Annotated in this window: 16 protein-coding genes; 2 read left to right on the forward strand and 14 right to left on the reverse strand. The window is 36.9% G+C overall.

The window, feature by feature from the left end; all coding sequences use genetic code 11:
* Nucleotides 1-65 precede the first annotated feature (65 nt).
* Nucleotides 66-962 carry an NAD-dependent epimerase/dehydratase family protein gene (locus ACFX4N_RS09085; RefSeq protein ID WP_013057598.1) on the reverse strand — a complete coding sequence of 299 codons (897 nt, stop codon included), beginning with the start codon at nucleotides 960-962 and terminating at the stop codon, nucleotides 66-68.
* Nucleotides 963-1,127: 165 nt separating this feature from the next.
* Between ACFX4N_RS09085 and ACFX4N_RS09090 the strand changes: the two genes are divergently transcribed.
* Complete coding sequence (locus ACFX4N_RS09090; protein WP_063671921.1) at nucleotides 1,128-2,348, forward strand: DUF418 domain-containing protein; 1,221 nt, start codon at nucleotides 1,128-1,130, stop codon at nucleotides 2,346-2,348.
* A 41-nt stretch (nucleotides 2,349-2,389) separates the two neighbouring features.
* On the opposite strand, the gene ACFX4N_RS09095 is transcribed toward ACFX4N_RS09090, so the two are convergent.
* From ACFX4N_RS09095 to ACFX4N_RS09105, 3 genes are all read right to left on the reverse strand, one after another.
* Nucleotides 2,390-2,848, reverse strand: a complete 459-nt coding sequence (locus ACFX4N_RS09095; protein ID WP_013057600.1) for a hypothetical protein — start codon at nucleotides 2,846-2,848, stop codon at nucleotides 2,390-2,392.
* Nucleotides 2,849-3,177: 329 nt separating this feature from the next.
* Complete coding sequence (locus ACFX4N_RS09100; RefSeq protein WP_013057601.1) at nucleotides 3,178-3,468, reverse strand: hypothetical protein; 291 nt, start codon at nucleotides 3,466-3,468, stop codon at nucleotides 3,178-3,180.
* A 92-nt stretch (nucleotides 3,469-3,560) separates the two neighbouring features.
* Nucleotides 3,561-4,049, reverse strand: coding sequence for a GyrI-like domain-containing protein (locus tag ACFX4N_RS09105; protein WP_013057602.1), 489 nt, complete (start codon nucleotides 4,047-4,049; stop codon nucleotides 3,561-3,563).
* Between the two features lie 221 nt (nucleotides 4,050-4,270).
* On the opposite strand from ACFX4N_RS09105, the gene ACFX4N_RS09110 reads away from it, so the two are divergent.
* Nucleotides 4,271-4,558 (forward strand): hypothetical protein, encoded by a 288-nt coding sequence (locus ACFX4N_RS09110; RefSeq protein WP_013057603.1) that lies wholly within the window; start codon nucleotides 4,271-4,273, stop codon nucleotides 4,556-4,558.
* A 29-nt stretch (nucleotides 4,559-4,587) separates the two neighbouring features.
* On the opposite strand, the gene ACFX4N_RS09115 is transcribed toward ACFX4N_RS09110, so the two are convergent.
* The 10 genes from ACFX4N_RS09115 to ACFX4N_RS09160 all read right to left on the reverse strand — a co-directional run bounded on the left by ACFX4N_RS09115 (nucleotide 4,588) and on the right by ACFX4N_RS09160 (nucleotide 16,050).
* A complete protein-coding gene (locus ACFX4N_RS09115; RefSeq protein ID WP_029322512.1) occupies nucleotides 4,588-5,685 on the reverse strand; it encodes an acyltransferase in 1,098 nt (365 codons plus the stop codon).
* Between the two features lie 216 nt (nucleotides 5,686-5,901).
* Nucleotides 5,902-6,714, reverse strand: coding sequence for a hypothetical protein (locus tag ACFX4N_RS09120; RefSeq protein WP_013057605.1), 813 nt, complete (start codon nucleotides 6,712-6,714; stop codon nucleotides 5,902-5,904).
* Nucleotides 6,715-7,108: 394 nt separating this feature from the next.
* Nucleotides 7,109-7,816, reverse strand: a complete 708-nt coding sequence (locus tag ACFX4N_RS09125; protein ID WP_013057606.1) for an ABC transporter ATP-binding protein — start codon at nucleotides 7,814-7,816, stop codon at nucleotides 7,109-7,111.
* A complete protein-coding gene (locus ACFX4N_RS09130; protein WP_013057607.1) occupies nucleotides 7,813-8,610 on the reverse strand; it encodes an ABC transporter ATP-binding protein in 798 nt (265 codons plus the stop codon). The genes ACFX4N_RS09125 and ACFX4N_RS09130 overlap by 4 nt, the downstream gene beginning before the upstream one ends.
* Before the next feature lie 12 nt (nucleotides 8,611-8,622).
* Nucleotides 8,623-9,912, reverse strand: a complete 1,290-nt coding sequence (locus ACFX4N_RS09135; RefSeq protein ID WP_063671923.1) for a branched-chain amino acid ABC transporter permease — start codon at nucleotides 9,910-9,912, stop codon at nucleotides 8,623-8,625.
* 9 nt (nucleotides 9,913-9,921) lie between these two features.
* On the reverse strand, nucleotides 9,922-10,908 hold the full coding sequence (locus ACFX4N_RS09140; RefSeq protein WP_014459527.1) for a branched-chain amino acid ABC transporter permease: 987 nt from the start codon (nucleotides 10,906-10,908) through the stop codon (nucleotides 9,922-9,924).
* Between the two features lie 81 nt (nucleotides 10,909-10,989).
* A complete protein-coding gene (locus ACFX4N_RS09145; RefSeq protein WP_097813015.1) occupies nucleotides 10,990-12,165 on the reverse strand; it encodes a branched-chain amino acid ABC transporter substrate-binding protein in 1,176 nt (391 codons plus the stop codon).
* A gap of 477 nt (nucleotides 12,166-12,642) precedes the next feature.
* A complete protein-coding gene (locus ACFX4N_RS09150; RefSeq protein ID WP_013057611.1) occupies nucleotides 12,643-13,005 on the reverse strand; it encodes a P-II family nitrogen regulator in 363 nt (120 codons plus the stop codon).
* A 14-nt stretch (nucleotides 13,006-13,019) separates the two neighbouring features.
* Entirely contained in the window at nucleotides 13,020-14,246 is a 1,227-nt protein-coding gene (locus ACFX4N_RS09155; RefSeq protein ID WP_013057612.1) for an ammonium transporter, read from the reverse strand.
* A gap of 265 nt (nucleotides 14,247-14,511) precedes the next feature.
* A complete protein-coding gene (locus ACFX4N_RS09160; protein WP_176544319.1) occupies nucleotides 14,512-16,050 on the reverse strand; it encodes an AbgT family transporter in 1,539 nt (512 codons plus the stop codon).
* Between the last annotated feature and the right edge of the window lie 151 nt (nucleotides 16,051-16,201).

Consider the following 16,201-nt stretch of genomic DNA (forward strand, 5'->3'; position numbering starts at 1 on the left):
TAAAATAAAAATGTTCTGCTTGTCACAGCAAAAAGACTGCTAAACGGTGCAGTCTTTGTTTTTTCTTAACTTAAAGGTACTTTCTTTTCGCTTTCAACGAAAGCTTTGATTAATGATGGCAGCCATTCCTGCAGGTTTGTAAATGAATATCCCCAAAAGCTAGCCTTTTCATTGCTCATCGTCCAAGAATGATCTACTCCGTAAGGAGAACTATTTTCATCTGTTAAACGAGAAGTTGTTTTTGCTGTTTTATTCGCTGCTTGTTCAATATATGAAAATAAATTTTTGAGTGAAATAGTACCATTTGAACAAGCGTTAATCGGTCCTTTTAGCTTCTGTTCTGCACACCAGACTAAAAATTCACCGGCTTCTTCCTGTGAAATGAAGTTCATTTCTGCTTCAATAGCCGGTACACCAATTTCTTCTTCATGCATAATTTTTTCTACGTGAAAACGTAAGCGATCCGTATAATCATCTTTTCCCATTACAATTGGAAAACGGACAGCCGTTACCGAAAACGGTGCTTTTTGAAAAAATACCGCTTCAGCTTGGCGTTTTCCCTCTTGGTAGGAAATATTTTCACGACGTGTATATGAAATAGGATACTTGTATGGATCAAAATCTTCTTCATAACACGTTTTTTCTAAAGAACCGTATACTGAAAGAGTCGAGGTGAGTACATAGTGACTGGTACTATGACGAAAAGCTTCAACAGCCACAGCTGCGCCGTGTGAAGAATAGCATATTTGATCGAAGATAACATCCCATTTTCTTCCTCGTGTTGTTTCGATTACAGAATCTTTTTCTACACGATCAAGAAAAATCCGTTCAACTCGGTCGCCGAAATCATCTGGTGTTTTACCTCGCGTTGCTAACGTAACCTTAACTCCTTTAGAGAGCAATGTCTTGACTAAATTTTTTCCAAAAAAACGAGTTCCACCTAACACAAGTGCTGTTTTCATCCTTTTCTCCACCTTTCGTATTTGATATGGATAACCATACCATTATTATCCAACTTTTTTGTTCATAAAGCTATGAATCTTTCCGCTTATTTTTTTATATTCCCACCTATTTTTTCGCCGCTGTCGTGTTAAGATGTACATATCTTACAAAAAGGAGCGACAGTGATGAAGCCTTCTCCACTTCCCCTTAACGAACGCCTTGTTGTTCTTGATATTATTCGGGGCATTGCTTTGCTAGGCATTTTCTTAGTAAATATCCCTGCTTTTGCTTCGCCGATATTTATTTTTCAGCTGTACGATATTCCTTATGAATATAAAGGAATGGATGCTTTTATTGATTTATTCCTGCTACTGTTTGTTCAAGGAAAGTTTTTTACGATTTTTTCTTTTTTATTTGGACTTGGATGCGGAATCTTTTTGCATAGAGCTGAAGAAAAGCATTACTTTGCCGCTGCTTTATGGTCAAGAAGAATGGCTTCTTTGCTATTAATCGGGCTTTTTCATCTTGTCTTTTTCTGGTATGGAGACATTTTGCATGTGTATGCTGTCGGCGGTTTTTTAGTGTTGTTTTTTTATAATCGAAAAACCAAGACGATTTTGCTGTGGGCAATAGGCTTGCTATGCTTTTTTTATCTTTTGGCTTGCATGCAGTTTTTTATTCCGGCCCACGTCTTGCAGGAGGCTCAGTTGGAGTATAAGGTTTTACATGAACATGCCTTAACTCAATATTTATCCACCTACAGGCAAGCAGACTATTTATCTTGGCTGTTTTATCGTTTGAATGTTGAAGTGGTGCCTATGCTATTAAATCTACCGTTTTCTATCTTTCCCGTATTTTCTATGTTTTTATTTGGCTTATATACTGCTAAAAAAGGATTAGTACATAATATCGAACAAAATCGTTCTTTTTTTAAGAAAATTCAGTTAATAACAGGCGCAGCAGGTTTTACTTTAACTATCATTCTCGCTATCTTAAAACTAGAAATTTTAAAATATGGACTCTATCAGCAGGCGGCCATTCACCTTTTTACAAGTTTGAGCGGCATTTTTCTATGTTTTTTTTATCTTACCACCTTACTGTTATTCCTGCAATTTTCTCCTTACGCTTCGATGCTGGGTCTTTTTAAGTATAGTGGAACAATGGCATTAACAACTTACCTTAGCCAAACTTTAATTTGCCTGTGGATGGTTCGAGCCTTTGGTTTATACGGAACTCTTACCTTAACAGAAAGCACGATTATTTGTCTCATTATATATACACTCCAGCTTTTTTTTAATAAGTGGTGGCTTTATTATTTCTATTACGGTCCGTGTGAATGGTTATGGAGGAGCTTTACATACCGATCTTTCCCGCCTCTCAGACGGAATAGGAAAGCTTCAGCTTAACAGCAAATCGGCCTTCAAGTTTGAAAGCCGATTTGTCTCCTTTACTGCAGAGGCGGTATGGTTATTCGTTTAATTCCATTTGCCTCAAACTCTCGTATATAATCCATTTCTCGATGGAAAATTTGCATAAAAACTTCATTTTTTATTTCTTTAATGGGTCCTATTTGTTCTATCACATCTCGTTTAGCCATGCGATAGGCTAGCGCTTCCCAAAACACTTCGTTATCGTATTCTCCAATAATATCTTGAAGAGAATCTTCATGTTCTTCTGTAAACATAATCTCACTGTTTAGCGTGTGAAAAGGTCCTTTTTCAAGGAAAGGCTCTGCGTGAGAAAACATTTGTTTTTCTACATCCGTATATTCTTGTGCATGTTCATCTTCCACTCCAGAGCATGCTGTGACCATCCAGTTACCTAAATAAATTAAATCAAGCAGTTGAAAAAAGTGCGTTTCAGATAGTTGAAGTTCAATTTCGTTTTTTGCAGGAGCTTTTGACATAAGCGCGGATCTCTCCTTTAATTTTGAGGGTAGTTGCTACTAAATAAAATAGCTAAAAGGGTTAGTATGCAGGCTAGCAGGAAAACTGAAGAAATGGCTTCACCTCTTTTCTGTAGTGTAAAAATAGAGGTACTGACATCTAAAGAAGTGAATACGAAGGGTGTAAACTTATCATAATCGAAATAAAGACAAGATACAAGACTTTTTTACTAAATTTTCTGACTATTTTCGTCATAAATACCTATTTTTGTTTTGTTTTGTTTATACTAGAAAGGTCCGAAAATTGTGTGCGGAGCTGCCCAAAATAAAAAAGCGCTGAACTAGGCGCTTTAACGGTGTAAAAAAATAGATAAACCAATAAAAAAAGCAGCTAAAATAAAATCAAAAATCCATTGCCACTTCTCACGTTTTAACAATACGTGCTCTACCCCTGATAACAGCGAACTTATACTAACCAAAACAAAAATAAAGCTTAATTGGTTAAACGAAAATTTAGTGACAAAATTTGATACAAGTATGACTGCTACGGTGATGAACAGTGCCATTTGACTTATAAGTACCCATTTAATTCTCTGTTTATATCCGTCTTTTAAAGCTTGTAATAAATCGTTGCTGATCACTCTCGCTAAACCCCTTTTGTATTCCTATCGTTAAAAGTAAGAACGCAGCAAAAACGTTTCTCTGCATCTTAACTACTTAGCAAAACTAGCTATTAAATCGAAACATAAATATCAACTTGACTGTACTCAGGATCAATACAGCGTTCATCATATAATTCAAAATCTATTTTATAGGCACGATGATTTTTTTTAGCCCACTCGCGAATATAAGCCCAAGCCTCTACGACTACCTGTCTAGCTGGACCAACAGCTGTTGTAAACACCATGTATTCACCTTCTGGGATGATGAACTCTCTCATATCATCTTTCAGTTCGCCGCCGGGTAAAACTTCATATCCGAGAGCAAATGTAAAATCCATTTTTTGATTGTATTCAAATTCTGTATAAAGAGCAAATGTATTACCATTTACTTTATTGGCGATTTTATTAGCTAACTGTTGTTTATAAAAAGTCTGCCAGTGCTCGGGAATAAGACCTGTGCCCGTTTCTTCCACAGGTTCATCTGTTCGAATAGGCACTCCTACAACAGTAAATTCATTTACCTTGACTACTTTTTGACTTACAACTAAGTCAGTCAACATATTGAGCCCCCTTAATTCTTCTTTTTCTGTAGTTACAATGAGGGAAATACTTCTTAATATGCATTTTATTTGTATTCAAAGAAAACGTCAACCTTTTATGCAAATCCCTTAACGAAGGGGCTGAAGATCATTCTTCTAAGCTATAAAAAAACAATTCTATTTTCTTTGTACACATCATACGTATAAGATACCCCTAATTTACAATAGAGTGAGGTAAAAAAATGAAGATCATTGAACTTGCCGAATTCATTAAAACAAGTAAAAAAACAACTAAACTTGCTCTTTCCTCTTCTACAGTACAGTATACATTAGAAACAGATGATTTGAAAATTGAATTAAAAACAGGCGGCACGAATAAGCGAATCGTGTTTTTTCGCATCTTCTTAAAAGGAACATACAAGGATTGGATTTGTTATCACCGGAACGAACATCATATTTACGAATTGTATCAAAATATTTCCTTATCCCCTCAACTGCAAAGGCAGCTTTTGTACGCTATTGCATCATAAAAAGAGCTGGCTTAGTTAGCCAGCTCTTTTTATTTATGCTGTAGTTTTGTGATTGGATGTTTGTGCGGCTTCACATGTAATTTTTCCTTTGTCCATTGAATTCCTCTATATAAATAGTACGAGCACCAAAAAACTGCTGGAACGATAAGTACGTAGGCAACGACACTATTCGTAAAGAAAGAAGAATCTATAGAACGAAGCAATCGATAGGTCTCATTTAATATACATATATGCACTACATAAATGCCAACTGAATTTTTCCCAACTTTTGAAAAAAACGAGTTTTTGCCAAGAGCTGGACTGCTCAATACGAATAAAAACAATGATGCCGATAAAAAAATCGTAGAAATAAAATAGTCTCCGGGCTTGCTGTGCTGGATATTGACCAACCAGTAACGCTCGGCGATCTCTAACGCTGAAAACACAAAAAAGCTGGCTAAATAAACCATTGGCCTTGCGTTTAATACTGACAGAATTTGCTTACCGTAAAGGGCAAACATAGCTCCTAATACTGTATAGAACAAACCAAAGAACAGGGCATCTCTCGTTTGAAAAGAAAGTGGAAAAAATAAAGAATAAGACTGCCCAAATAACCCAGTTACATATAATACGGTGCTGATAAGCATTAATAAGCCAATCTTTTTCCATCTTTGAAATAAGAAAACGATGACAACAGCCCAAATTAATGCAATCAAGTACCAAAGCTGAAATCCACTTGTGTCACTTCCATAATAAAAGATATCTTTGAATGTGATGGATGATGTTAGATAATCAGCTACTGCACCTTTTCGTTCTGCTAATGTTCCGTGGTTCTGAAATAAGCGCAGAACTACACCAAACAATAAATAAAAGACGAACCAACATGCATAAAGCTTTGAAATATTCCACGTGTATTTTTTTAAGTATGCAGAAGGCTTTGGATGTTTTTGAATTTTATTCATAAACAAATACCCTGATACAATAAAGAAAAAAGGAACCGCGAATCGTGCAAATGTGTCAACAATGACATCTAGCACATTTTCCTGGTTCCCTAAAAAGAAATCGTCATGTGATGGATTAACATGAATACAAACCACAAACACTGTAGCAAAAAACTTAATAAAATCAATTGAATAATTACGTTCCATCTTGTTGTCAGCTCCTTAAAATAAACTCGAGCTCTATTTTAGCATAATTATCCAAACGAAAAAGATATTTTGGTAAAATTAACCTTATAGTCATGGAAAAAATTTCTTAACTTCCAATATTCTAGTCTTGTTTACTTGTATGATGTCTTTCAACATTCCAAATAAATGATTCTAAAGAACTATAAAACAAAAAACAGATTACGCGTAACCTGTTTTTTAAATTAACATTTTCCATGCAAACTTATTATCTTGTTTAATATCGACTTCTTTTTCATGCAAAGCCTGCACATGCTGTTTAATTTGTTTGAGAAACAGCATTACTTCCCCGCTTGATACGGCAGCTGAGTTGAGAGATAACGAATGTTTTTTAGCAATTTTTAATTCCTCGGTTTCCACTGAAATACTCACGTGGCGAAATAAGTGCCAAGGGTAGTAAACTGTTTTAAAAGATTTTGAGAAATAAATTCCTTTAGAACAAACGGTAATCCCCTCGGTTTTTTGAAGAGGATATGTATTTAAATGAGCTACAATTTTTTCTTTAGCAGGTAAATAGAGCCTGTTTCGCATCTCTTTTTCAACTTCTTCACATAGTTGTCCTTCTACCGACAACGCATCTTTTGGATCAGGGGTTTGATGAATTTGAAAAGATGAACAAATAGAAGTTAATTCTTTTGAGGATACACACGGATATATATAGTCTTGACACATATATTCATGGGAATGAGTGCGAATAAATTTCTTGATTTTTTTTAATAGAGATACTAGCTTTCTAGCTGAGTAATCGTTTTGATTGACTTGAAATTTCTCCACGTCATTAAAACAAATCATTTCTTCTTTTCGAATGGTAATGGATTGAATGTTAGCGAACTCTTCCCATAACATTTTTCCTTTTTTCATCCCTCTGCTTTTCCAGTAAATCCCCTTATTTGTAAAGCAAATTCCCCTTTTATCTAGGCCTGCTATAAAAGAGCTGTGTAAATACGCAATTATTTTTTCTTGGGGCTGAAACTGAAAGTATTTGCTAGCCATTTTTTTGTAGAAACTAGGTATTTGCATTACATAAAATTGACTTTCTCTATAGATTAAGCATAAGTCAGTCAAATAATTAGTTTTCAGCGTCGCCACGCTCTCACTTCCTTTTTGAGTGTAAATAACCGTACCCATTTTTTCTATTACTTTATAAACGTTTTTTAATGAAAAAAGTTTCAACTTTTTTTGTTTTTTATAAAAAAGCTTTAAATTGAATCATTTCTTTCAGCTAGGAGGTTATCTAATTACTCACTTATTCAATAATCTTATTTTAAACGTTCCCTACTTAATTAAGAAACTAAACCAGATAATAGCAATGCTTAGCTGCTTTATCCAAATCATCCCTTGTGAACAAAAACAAACCGCAGCGTTAAAACGCGATGCGGTTTGTTTTTTAAGCTAAATAAGCTTCTTTTATTTTTTCATTATGAATTAATTCCGAGCCTTTCCCTTGCAGAATAATTTCTCCCGTTTGAATCACATAGCCTCGGTGCGCGATTTGCAGTGCTTGATAAGCGTTTTGTTCCACGAGTAAAATCGTCATGCCGTTTTTATTTAACTCCATAATGATTTCAAATATTTGTTCTACAATGATAGGAGCAAGCCCCATAGAAGGTTCATCTAGCATAAGCATAGTGGGGTTCATCATAAGCGCTCGCCCGATGGCTAGCATTTGCTGTTCACCGCCACTCATCGTTCCTCCTTTTTGAGTCAATCTTTCTTTTAGCCTTGGAAAATATGTGAGTACTCTAGTCATATTTTCTTCTATTACTTTTTTATTAGATAGCGAGAAGGCTCCGATGGTTAAATTTTCTTTTACCGTCATCTTAGGAAAAATCTTTCTTCCTTCTGGCACGTGAGCTATTCCTAGCCGGGCCGTTTGGTGAGGAGGGAATTTCGTGATATGGGTGCCTTTATACACGATACTACCTGCTTTGACAGGAGCTTGACCGCTAATGGATTTTAGTGTGGTAGATTTACCGGCTCCATTGCTTCCAATAAGAGTCACAATTTCTCCTTCTTCTACATCAATCGTTATTCCTTTAAGCGCTTGAATTCCTCCGTAAAAGGTGTCAACTTCAGTTAACTTTAATAGAGTCATGTACTTTTCTCCTTTCTGTCTATCTCCCCTGCCGCTCCCTTCCCTAAATAGGCTTCAATCACTTTCGGGTGCGTACGGATATGTTCAGCATTTCCTTCTGCAATTTTTATTCCATGGTCTAATACAATAATATGATCAGAAATTTCCATGACGAGCTTCATGTCATGCTCAATTAATAAAATGGTTATTTCCCGGTCTTTTCGTATCGTGTGAATAAGATCTGTCAGCTCTTTTGTTTCACGCGGATTCATACCAGCAGCCGGTTCGTCTAATAATAACAGTGAGGGTCTAGTAGCTAACGCTCTGGCAATTTCGAGTCGGCGTTGCGCTCCATACGATAAGTTATTGGCTACTTCGTTATATAAAGCTTCTAGCCCAACGTATTCTAACAGCTTATACGCTTCTTTTTTAGCTAATTTTTCCGCTCTTCTTGCTCGAGGTAAATTCAACAGCGTTTCAAAAGTGGTTGCTTTCAAATGGTTGTGCATCCCAACTAATACATTTTCTAACACCGTTATATTACTAAATAACCTGATGTTTTGAAATGTCCGAGAAATCCCTTGTTTTGATACGCTGTGAGGTTTTAGGCCTGTTATAGATTGACCATTTAACATAATATCACCTGAGGTTGGCTGATAAACACCTGTCACCATATTAAAAAATGTAGTCTTTCCAGCGCCGTTTGGTCCTATTACAGCTGTTATTGAATTTTTTTGAATATCCATTGTTACGTCTTGATTGGCAACTAAACCGCCAAAGGCCTTGGTTACATTTTTCACTTCTAAAATAGACAATTTCTTTCACCTCTATAGATTGACGTTTTTCTCAGCCGTTGAAATCACAGGCTGTATTTCTTCTTCTTCCGCTTCTTCTTTCAGCTCTTTCAAATCGAACGTAGGCTGTTTAGCAGGAAGCAATCCCTGAGACCTGTATAGAGCAAATAGAATAAGAAGTCCGCCAAAAATAAATCGCTGCATTTTAGCTGGCGAAAGTGCATCCGGTATAGAGATAACTTCGTTTAAACTCAGTTGATTAAACCAATCGGTGAGCTCCGTTAATACTTGAAGATTAAGAATGGTTACAACCGCCGCTCCAAGTATGACGCCTGGAACGCTCCCCATTCCTCCTAAAATAACCATAACTAAAATCGTGATAGATTCTAACAGCGTAAAGCTGGTTGGATCAACAAACGTTTGCTTAGCGGCAAAGACCACTCCCATCATGCCTGAAAAAGAGGCACCGATAGCAAACGCAAGCAGCTTTGTTCTGACAAGGTGAATTCCCATCGCTTGAGCTGCAATTTCATTTTCACGAACCGCTTTCCACGATCGTCCTACTTTAGAATATTCAAATCGCCGTACAATAAAAATAACCGCCCCTAAGATGACTAATACTACATAATAAAACTGACTTGGATATACTAAGTTAATCCCAAAAATAGAAGGCGGCGTCACGGAGGACAGCCCCATTGCTCCGTTTGTAATATTGATTGGTTTATCCAAATTGTTAAATACAATTCGAATAATTTCCCCGAATCCAAGCGTAACGATAGCTAGATAGTCTCCTTTTACGCGCAGCACAGGTATACCAAGCAAAACTCCAAATAAAGCGGCTATTAGGCACCCTGCAATAATAAAAAACCAAAAGCTTTCTCCTGATAATGGGTACGTACCAAAAGGCATAAAATTAGCAGCTTGATTGGTCGCAAAAATTCCATACGTGTAAGCCCCAACTGCAAAGAAAGCAACAAATCCCAAATCCAATAATCCGGCTAACCCCACTACAATGTTCAACCCAAGTGCCATAGCAATATAGATGCCTACTAGTGTAGATACTTCCATATAGGATTCATAAGCAGGGCCTTGGCTAGCTGAAAAAGGAAGCAGCACAATTAAAATGACCCCTGCTATTAGCCATTTTAATTTAGTAGAAAGAGACATAAAATACAGAAGTAATAATGAAAATAAAAGAAGTAAAAATGCGACAACGGACTTTTGGGCAAGCATTAAACTACCGCTTGTTGCAATTACATATATAAAAAATAGAATGATTTGCGCCTTTTTGTTTCCTTCAAGCCTACTCATTATTTTTTTCATCTTCATCACCTACACTTTTTCTGTAACGGCTTTTCCAAATAAGCCTTCTGGTTTAAAAATTAATACCAAAATCAAAATGGCAAATGCAAATACATCTTTATACTCTGCTCCTAAAACATTGCCGGTGATTGTGGATAAATTCGCAGCTGCAAACATTTCAAGAATGCCAAGCATTAGCCCTCCAAACATTGCGCCTCGTATATTGCCTATACCTCCTAAAACAGCTGCTGTAAAAGCTTTTAATCCTAATATGAACCCAATGTAAGGATCAATTGTTCCGTAATGAAGCGCAAATAACACACCGGTCGCGCCTCCTAGAGCCGAACCAATAAAGAAAGTAAGAGAAATAACTTTGTTTACATTAATGGACATTAATGAAGCTGTATCGGGATCTTGAGCTACAGCTCTCATTGCCATTCCCCATTTGGTCCGATTGACGAAAATTTCAAGTCCGATCATTAAACAAAAAGCAACAAGTAACACTACGATAAACGTTACTTTAAATGTAGCATCATCAAATGATGATGAAAGAGAAGAAGCACTAACCGATACTTTTCCTGAAAATAAAGCAGGGGTATTAACAATATAGTTACCATTCTTAAGTTCCGTAATGAAGCGCACAAAATCCTGTAATAGAAACGACATTCCGATAGCTGTAATAAGTGTAATTAGTTTAGAAGACTTGCGCAGGGGGCGGTAAGCTACTCTTTCAATTCCCATACCAAGAAACCCAGTCGCAACGCTCGTAATAAGAAGAACTAAAATTAACGTCACAACAGCTGGAAAAGCTGCAATCCAACCTACGCCTGTTAACCCTATTAAAATAGCGGTTCCGATAAAGGCGCCTGACATAAAAATTTCGCCGTGTGCAAAATTGATGAGTTCTAAAATGCCATATACCATCGTATAACCTAGGGCAATAATTGCATATACAGCTCCTAATGTTAGTCCGTCAATTAACACTTGCGGCAGTGTTTGTATAATATGAGCAAACATATAACCTCGTCCCTTTCGTCCTATAAAATCGATTTTAAGAAAAGAAAGGTACGGAACATCCATACCTTTCTTTTCTAAGGTTTACTGTGAGATTTCTCCTTCTAATTTAGCTGGGTACGAAGGAGCGTCAAACTTATAGATAAAGATTTTAGCGTATTTATTGTCTCCTTTCTCATCAAATCCTACCTGCGTAAGTTCTCCTTTATATTCTGTAATACCGCGTACGGCGTCACGTACTGCTTCATGAGAAGGAAGCTTTTTATCATTGTCTTCAATTGCTTTTTGAATACCTTGAAGCATAACTTTCATGGAATCATACCCGTATACAGAATATGACTCTACTTTTTTATTGAATTTCTTCTCATAATTTTTAGCGAATTGCGTCTTGGAAGCATCGCCTGCTACTGACGTAAGATATGTATCTTTTACAGCATCTCCGGCAATATCAACTAAAGTTGATGAGTCTAAGCCATCCCCTCCCATAAACTTAGCGGTAATTCCTTTGTCACGAGCTTGTTTAATTAAAAGTCCGCCTTCTGCATAAAGACCACCAAAATAAACGAGATCCGGCTTTTCTTTAGAGACTTGATTTAACACACCGTTAAAATCTTTTTCTCCAACCGTAATTCCTTCAAATCCAACAATTTTTGCTCCTTCTTTTTCAGCTGCTGTTTTAAAAGCATCTGCAAGCCCTTGTCCGTAAGCTGTTTTATCTTGAATGACAAAAATATTTTTTGTTTTCAACTCTTTAACAGCATATTCAGCTCCTGCAGGCCCTTGGAAGTCATCGCGCGCTACAATGCGGTTAACCGTTTTTAACTTTCGGTCTGTTACGTCCGTTGCTGTACTTGCAGGAGAAATCATTGGAATTGAATACTTCTCATACGTTTCAGATGAAGGAATGGTAACCCCTGAATTTAAATGTCCTATCACTCCATAGACGGCTTTATCGGATCCGATTAACTGAGCGTTCGCTACGCCTTTTTTCGGGTCGCCTTGGTCGTCATACGGTACAAGCTGAAGTTTATATCCTAATTTTTTAAACGTGTCTTTTTCTTCATCAAGAGCTAGCTGAGCTCCCAGTTTAATTGCTTCACCTAACGTCGCACTACCTCCTGACAAAGGGCTTTGCGTAGCAATTTTTATAACATTGCTGCCTTTATCTTCTCCCGATGTACTGTTGCTCCCACAGCCAGCTACAAACCCTACCGATAAGACCGTTGTTGCTAAAATAGATAACATTTTTTTACTTAGCATGTAGTAATCGTTATAAAACGCTTAATAGCGGCTAGTCTTTTATAACGATTTTTCCTCCCTTTGTTCGCGTCTAGAACGCTTTTTATCTTTGCAACAAATGTCATTTCTGAAAACGGTGAAACAGCTTGCTGTTTATGTACATCTTTTTTCACATCCTTTCATAATCGATTTGCTCTCATATATAAAGAGAAACTAATAAAAGTAAAAATATAGTTATTTTTTACTATTATAAAAGGATAAACAGCAGTATTTCACCAAATTTGTCAGTAATAATGACACATATTTTTATAATTTTCTTAATTTTATAAAAATAATTTTAATTATATTCACTTATTTTTTGCGATATACTTTTTGGCTATATATATAACAAAAAAGCATGTCACCGTAAGGAAACATGCCGTGTAACTATTCAACCTAAAAAAAGGTGCATAGTATGCACCTTTTATATGACCCTTTGTTTTCTCTTTCTCCCTAAGTTTAACTATTATTTCGTAATGCCTGTGATCCTTCTTCCCCTGTTCGGATCTTAATCGCATTTTTTAATTCATAAATAAATATTTTCCCATCTCCAGGCTGACCTGTATTTAGTACTTTTCTTGCTTTATCAACAACGTCAGATACCGGAACTTCGCACACCACAATTTCTACTTTAATTCGTGCGTGCATATTGTCTTGTTTTTTAACGCCTCTATAAAGCTCCGTAATGCCTTTTTGCAACCCGCACCCCAGTGCATCCGTAACTGTAATACCGCTAACGCCAATTTTCGCCAGTTCTTGCTTAAGCTCTTCAAACTTTGAAGGGCGTGTAATAATTTCAATTTTTGTTAAAACATCACTCACTATGTCCACCCCTTTTACATATTTGATTCGTGATACGCTCTTTCACCGTGCAGCGTAATATCAAGCCCAAGCGTTTCTTCTTCTTGTGTCGCACGCAGAGATACGATTAATCCAACCACTTTAACAATAATGAAGGTAGCAATACCGACAAATAGGTACGTTGCTACGATAGCCACCAGCTGTTTCCAAAGTAGACTTGGATCTCCGTAGAATAAACCATTCGCACCGGCGTCATTTACAGAAGTTGTGGCAAATAAACCTGTTGCAATACCTCCCCATGTTCCCCCAATACCGTGAAGACCAAATGCATCTAACGCATCGTCGTAACCGATTTTCTTTTTAAGTGAGAAGATACCCCAGAAACAAACTGCTCCGCCGATAAAACCAATTACAATAGAGGCAAACGGTGTAACGAATCCACAAGCTGGTGTAATAGCTACAAGTCCAGCAATCGCTCCCGAAACGGCTCCAAGCAGCGTAGGTTTTTTATTGATAATCCACTCTACTACAAGCCAGCCGATAATTCCTGTTGCTGCCGCTGTATTCGTGTTAATGAAAGCCGTCATTGCAACGCTGTTAATAGTTAAAGAACTTCCAACGTTAAAACCAAACCACCCGAACCAAATCAGCATTCCGCCTAAAAGAGTTAACGGTAAATTGTGAGGTGCTGCGGCATCGGCATTTTTTCGTTTTCCAACAACAAGAGCTAGAATTAATCCTGCTACACCTGATGAAATGTGAACGACGTTTCCTCCGGCAAAGTCAATAGCTCCTAGTTCACGAAGCCATCCGCCAACTCCCCAAACCCAGTGTGCTACTGGTGCATATACAAATAATGACCATAGGATAGCAAATAAGATAAATGCTGAAAACTTCATGCGCTCTGCAAAAGCTCCAGAGATAATAGCTACTGTTAGTACAGCAAATGTCAGCTGAAACATCATAAACATATTATGCGGGATCGTAGCACTGTAGTCCCCGTTTGGAGTGAACCCGACTCCTTTTAATCCCACCCAGTCCAAGTTACCAATAAAAGCATTGCCACCGGTAGAAAAAGCTAACGAATAGCCTGCCACTATCCAAAGAACAGATATAACAGCTAAAGAACCTACGCTATACATCGCGGTACTTAACATGTTTTTACTTCGAACCATGCCCCCGTAAAACAATGCAATAGCTGGTGTCATAATCCAAACCAATAATGCTGAAAAAAACATAAATACTGAATCGCCCATTTGCATGATGATTTCCCCCTTAAGTACGAATAAATAACCCCTAAATTTAATGTTAGATTATATAACATCTATTGTTATGTTTACTATCATATTTGATTTATATGTATTTAGCAACTACTTTTTGCAAATTTATTCAGAAAACTTTTGTTTTTTATACTGTTTTCTTTTTCTTATGTATTCTCCTATGTATACATAAGCTGAACTATTTTTTGTTTGTGTTAGAATTTCTGACATAAAAAATCCTCTTCTTGGAGTAGAAGAGGATTTTTCTTTACAAATACATATATACACCAGGCCCTAGAGGAATACCGAATACTGCAAAAATAAGCAACATAACAATCCAAATTCCTAAAAAAGCTAGAGTATAAGGAAGCATAAGTGAAATAATTGTGCCAAGTCCTGCCTTAGGCTCGTATTCTTTCATAAAGGCTAAAATAACAATCATGTATGGATTTAAAGGAGTGATTACATTCGTGGAAGAATCCGCTATTCGGTATGCTGCTTGAATAAATCCAGGGTTGTATCCTAACAGCATGAACAATGGAATAAAAATAGGTGCTTCTAGCGCCCATTGAGCGGAGCCGCTAAAAATAAGAAGGCTTAGAACAACAGTTAAAAATACAAAACCAACCACAACTGGAAGTCCAGTTAGATTTAGTACTTTTAATGCATCCGCTCCTTCTACTGCAATCCACGTTCCAATATTAGTCCAATTAAAGTAAGCGATAAATTGAGCAGCCGCAAAAATAAGAACAATATAGCTAGCCATATCTTTCATCGAATCAGTCATATAAGCAGGTACATCTCTAGAACTTTTGATTTTCCCTACTGTTATTCCGTAAACAGAGCCAACTACCACAAAAAACAGCAGTGTGATCGGAATGATACCATCTAAAAAAGGAGATGGAACAATTCCACCGTCTTCATTTCGTAGAGGAGAGTTGGGCCAAAATAAGAAAACAGCTAGTACAGCGACATAAATACATGTAGCAACGATACTGTTTTTTAATCCTTTTGCTTCTGCCTCACTAATTTCACCAAAATCATTGCGTTTTTTCCCTTTATAATTGCCCAGCCTAGGTTCTACAATCTTTTCGGTGACGATCGCCCCTATAACGGTCAAAACAAATACAGAAGCCGCCATGAAATACCAGTTCGCTGCAGGACTGACAGCAGCGCTTGGGTCAATTGTTTTAGCAGCTTCAGTAGAAATGCCTGATAACAATCCGTCGGTTCCGGATATAATAAGATTCGCTGTAAAGCCTGATCCCACCCCAGCAAATCCTGCTGCTAATCCAGCAAGCGGGTGCCTTCCTACTGTATAAAAAATCATTGCGGCAAGCGGAGGCACGATGACAAAAGCAGCATCTGCCGCTAAGTTGGCCATAATTCCTGTAAAAATGATGGCGTATGTAATAAGAGCTTTTGGAGCATTCAAAATCGTTTTCTTTATGGCCACTTCAAGCAGACCTACTTTTTCTGCAAGTCCGACTCCAAGCATCATAGCAAGTACAAGTCCTAGGGGCTTAAATTCAGTGAAATTGGTCAGCATCGATGTTAAGATATACTGAATGCCTTCATGCGACAACAAACTTTTAATTGGAAGAGTCTTATTAGTACCGGGATGGACCACCGTTACTCCCATACTATTAATAGCAACAGATGCTACTACGATAATAAGCGCTAGACATACAAACAAAATAAAAGGATCAGGTAGTTTGTTTCCGATTGCTTCTACCCTTCCTAATAGTTTGTCTAGAAAGGTTGTTGGATGCGATTTTTGCTCTGTTTGCAAATTAGGTTGTGCCATACTTTCTCTCCTTTTCCGTTTAGAATTTTTTAGATTTTTCCTTTTAATTACCAAAAAAGACTATTAGTACATAATAATCTGAATATTTACATTATTCAAGTATTATTTTTAAGGAATTTTTATTTATCTATTAAAACTAATAGCATTTAGA

This window comes from Priestia sp. YIM B13551 (assembly GCF_042787905.1).
Taxonomy (GTDB): domain Bacteria; phylum Bacillota; class Bacilli; order Bacillales; family Bacillaceae_H; genus Priestia.

Bases quoted from the DNA above. Each gene is read 5' to 3' on its own strand.
- ACFX4N_RS09145 (WP_097813015.1), bottom strand. From the start codon at position 12,165: ATGCTAAGTAAAAAAATGTTATCTATTTTAGCAACAACGGTCTTATCG.
- ACFX4N_RS09105 (WP_013057602.1), bottom strand. From the start codon at position 4,049: ATGTTGACTGACTTAGTTGTAAGTCAAAAAGTAGTCAAGGTAAATGAA.
- ACFX4N_RS09155 (WP_013057612.1), bottom strand. From the start codon at position 14,246: ATGCAAATGGGCGATTCAGTATTTATGTTTTTTTCAGCATTATTGGTT.
- ACFX4N_RS09095 (WP_013057600.1), bottom strand. From the start codon at position 2,848: ATGTCAAAAGCTCCTGCAAAAAACGAAATTGAACTTCAACTATCTGAA.
- ACFX4N_RS09135 (WP_063671923.1), bottom strand. From the start codon at position 9,912: ATGAAAAAAATAATGAGTAGGCTTGAAGGAAACAAAAAGGCGCAAATC.
- ACFX4N_RS09110 (WP_013057603.1), top strand. From the start codon at position 4,271: ATGAAGATCATTGAACTTGCCGAATTCATTAAAACAAGTAAAAAAACA.
- ACFX4N_RS09115 (WP_029322512.1), bottom strand. From the start codon at position 5,685: ATGGAACGTAATTATTCAATTGATTTTATTAAGTTTTTTGCTACAGTG.
- ACFX4N_RS09120 (WP_013057605.1), bottom strand. From the start codon at position 6,714: ATGGCTAGCAAATACTTTCAGTTTCAGCCCCAAGAAAAAATAATTGCG.
- ACFX4N_RS09140 (WP_014459527.1), bottom strand. From the start codon at position 10,908: ATGTTTGCTCATATTATACAAACACTGCCGCAAGTGTTAATTGACGGA.
- ACFX4N_RS09125 (WP_013057606.1), bottom strand. From the start codon at position 7,816: ATGACTCTATTAAAGTTAACTGAAGTTGACACCTTTTACGGAGGAATT.
- ACFX4N_RS09090 (WP_063671921.1), top strand. From the start codon at position 1,128: ATGAAGCCTTCTCCACTTCCCCTTAACGAACGCCTTGTTGTTCTTGAT.
- ACFX4N_RS09160 (WP_176544319.1), bottom strand. From the start codon at position 16,050: ATGGCACAACCTAATTTGCAAACAGAGCAAAAATCGCATCCAACAACC.
- ACFX4N_RS09085 (WP_013057598.1), bottom strand. From the start codon at position 962: ATGAAAACAGCACTTGTGTTAGGTGGAACTCGTTTTTTTGGAAAAAAT.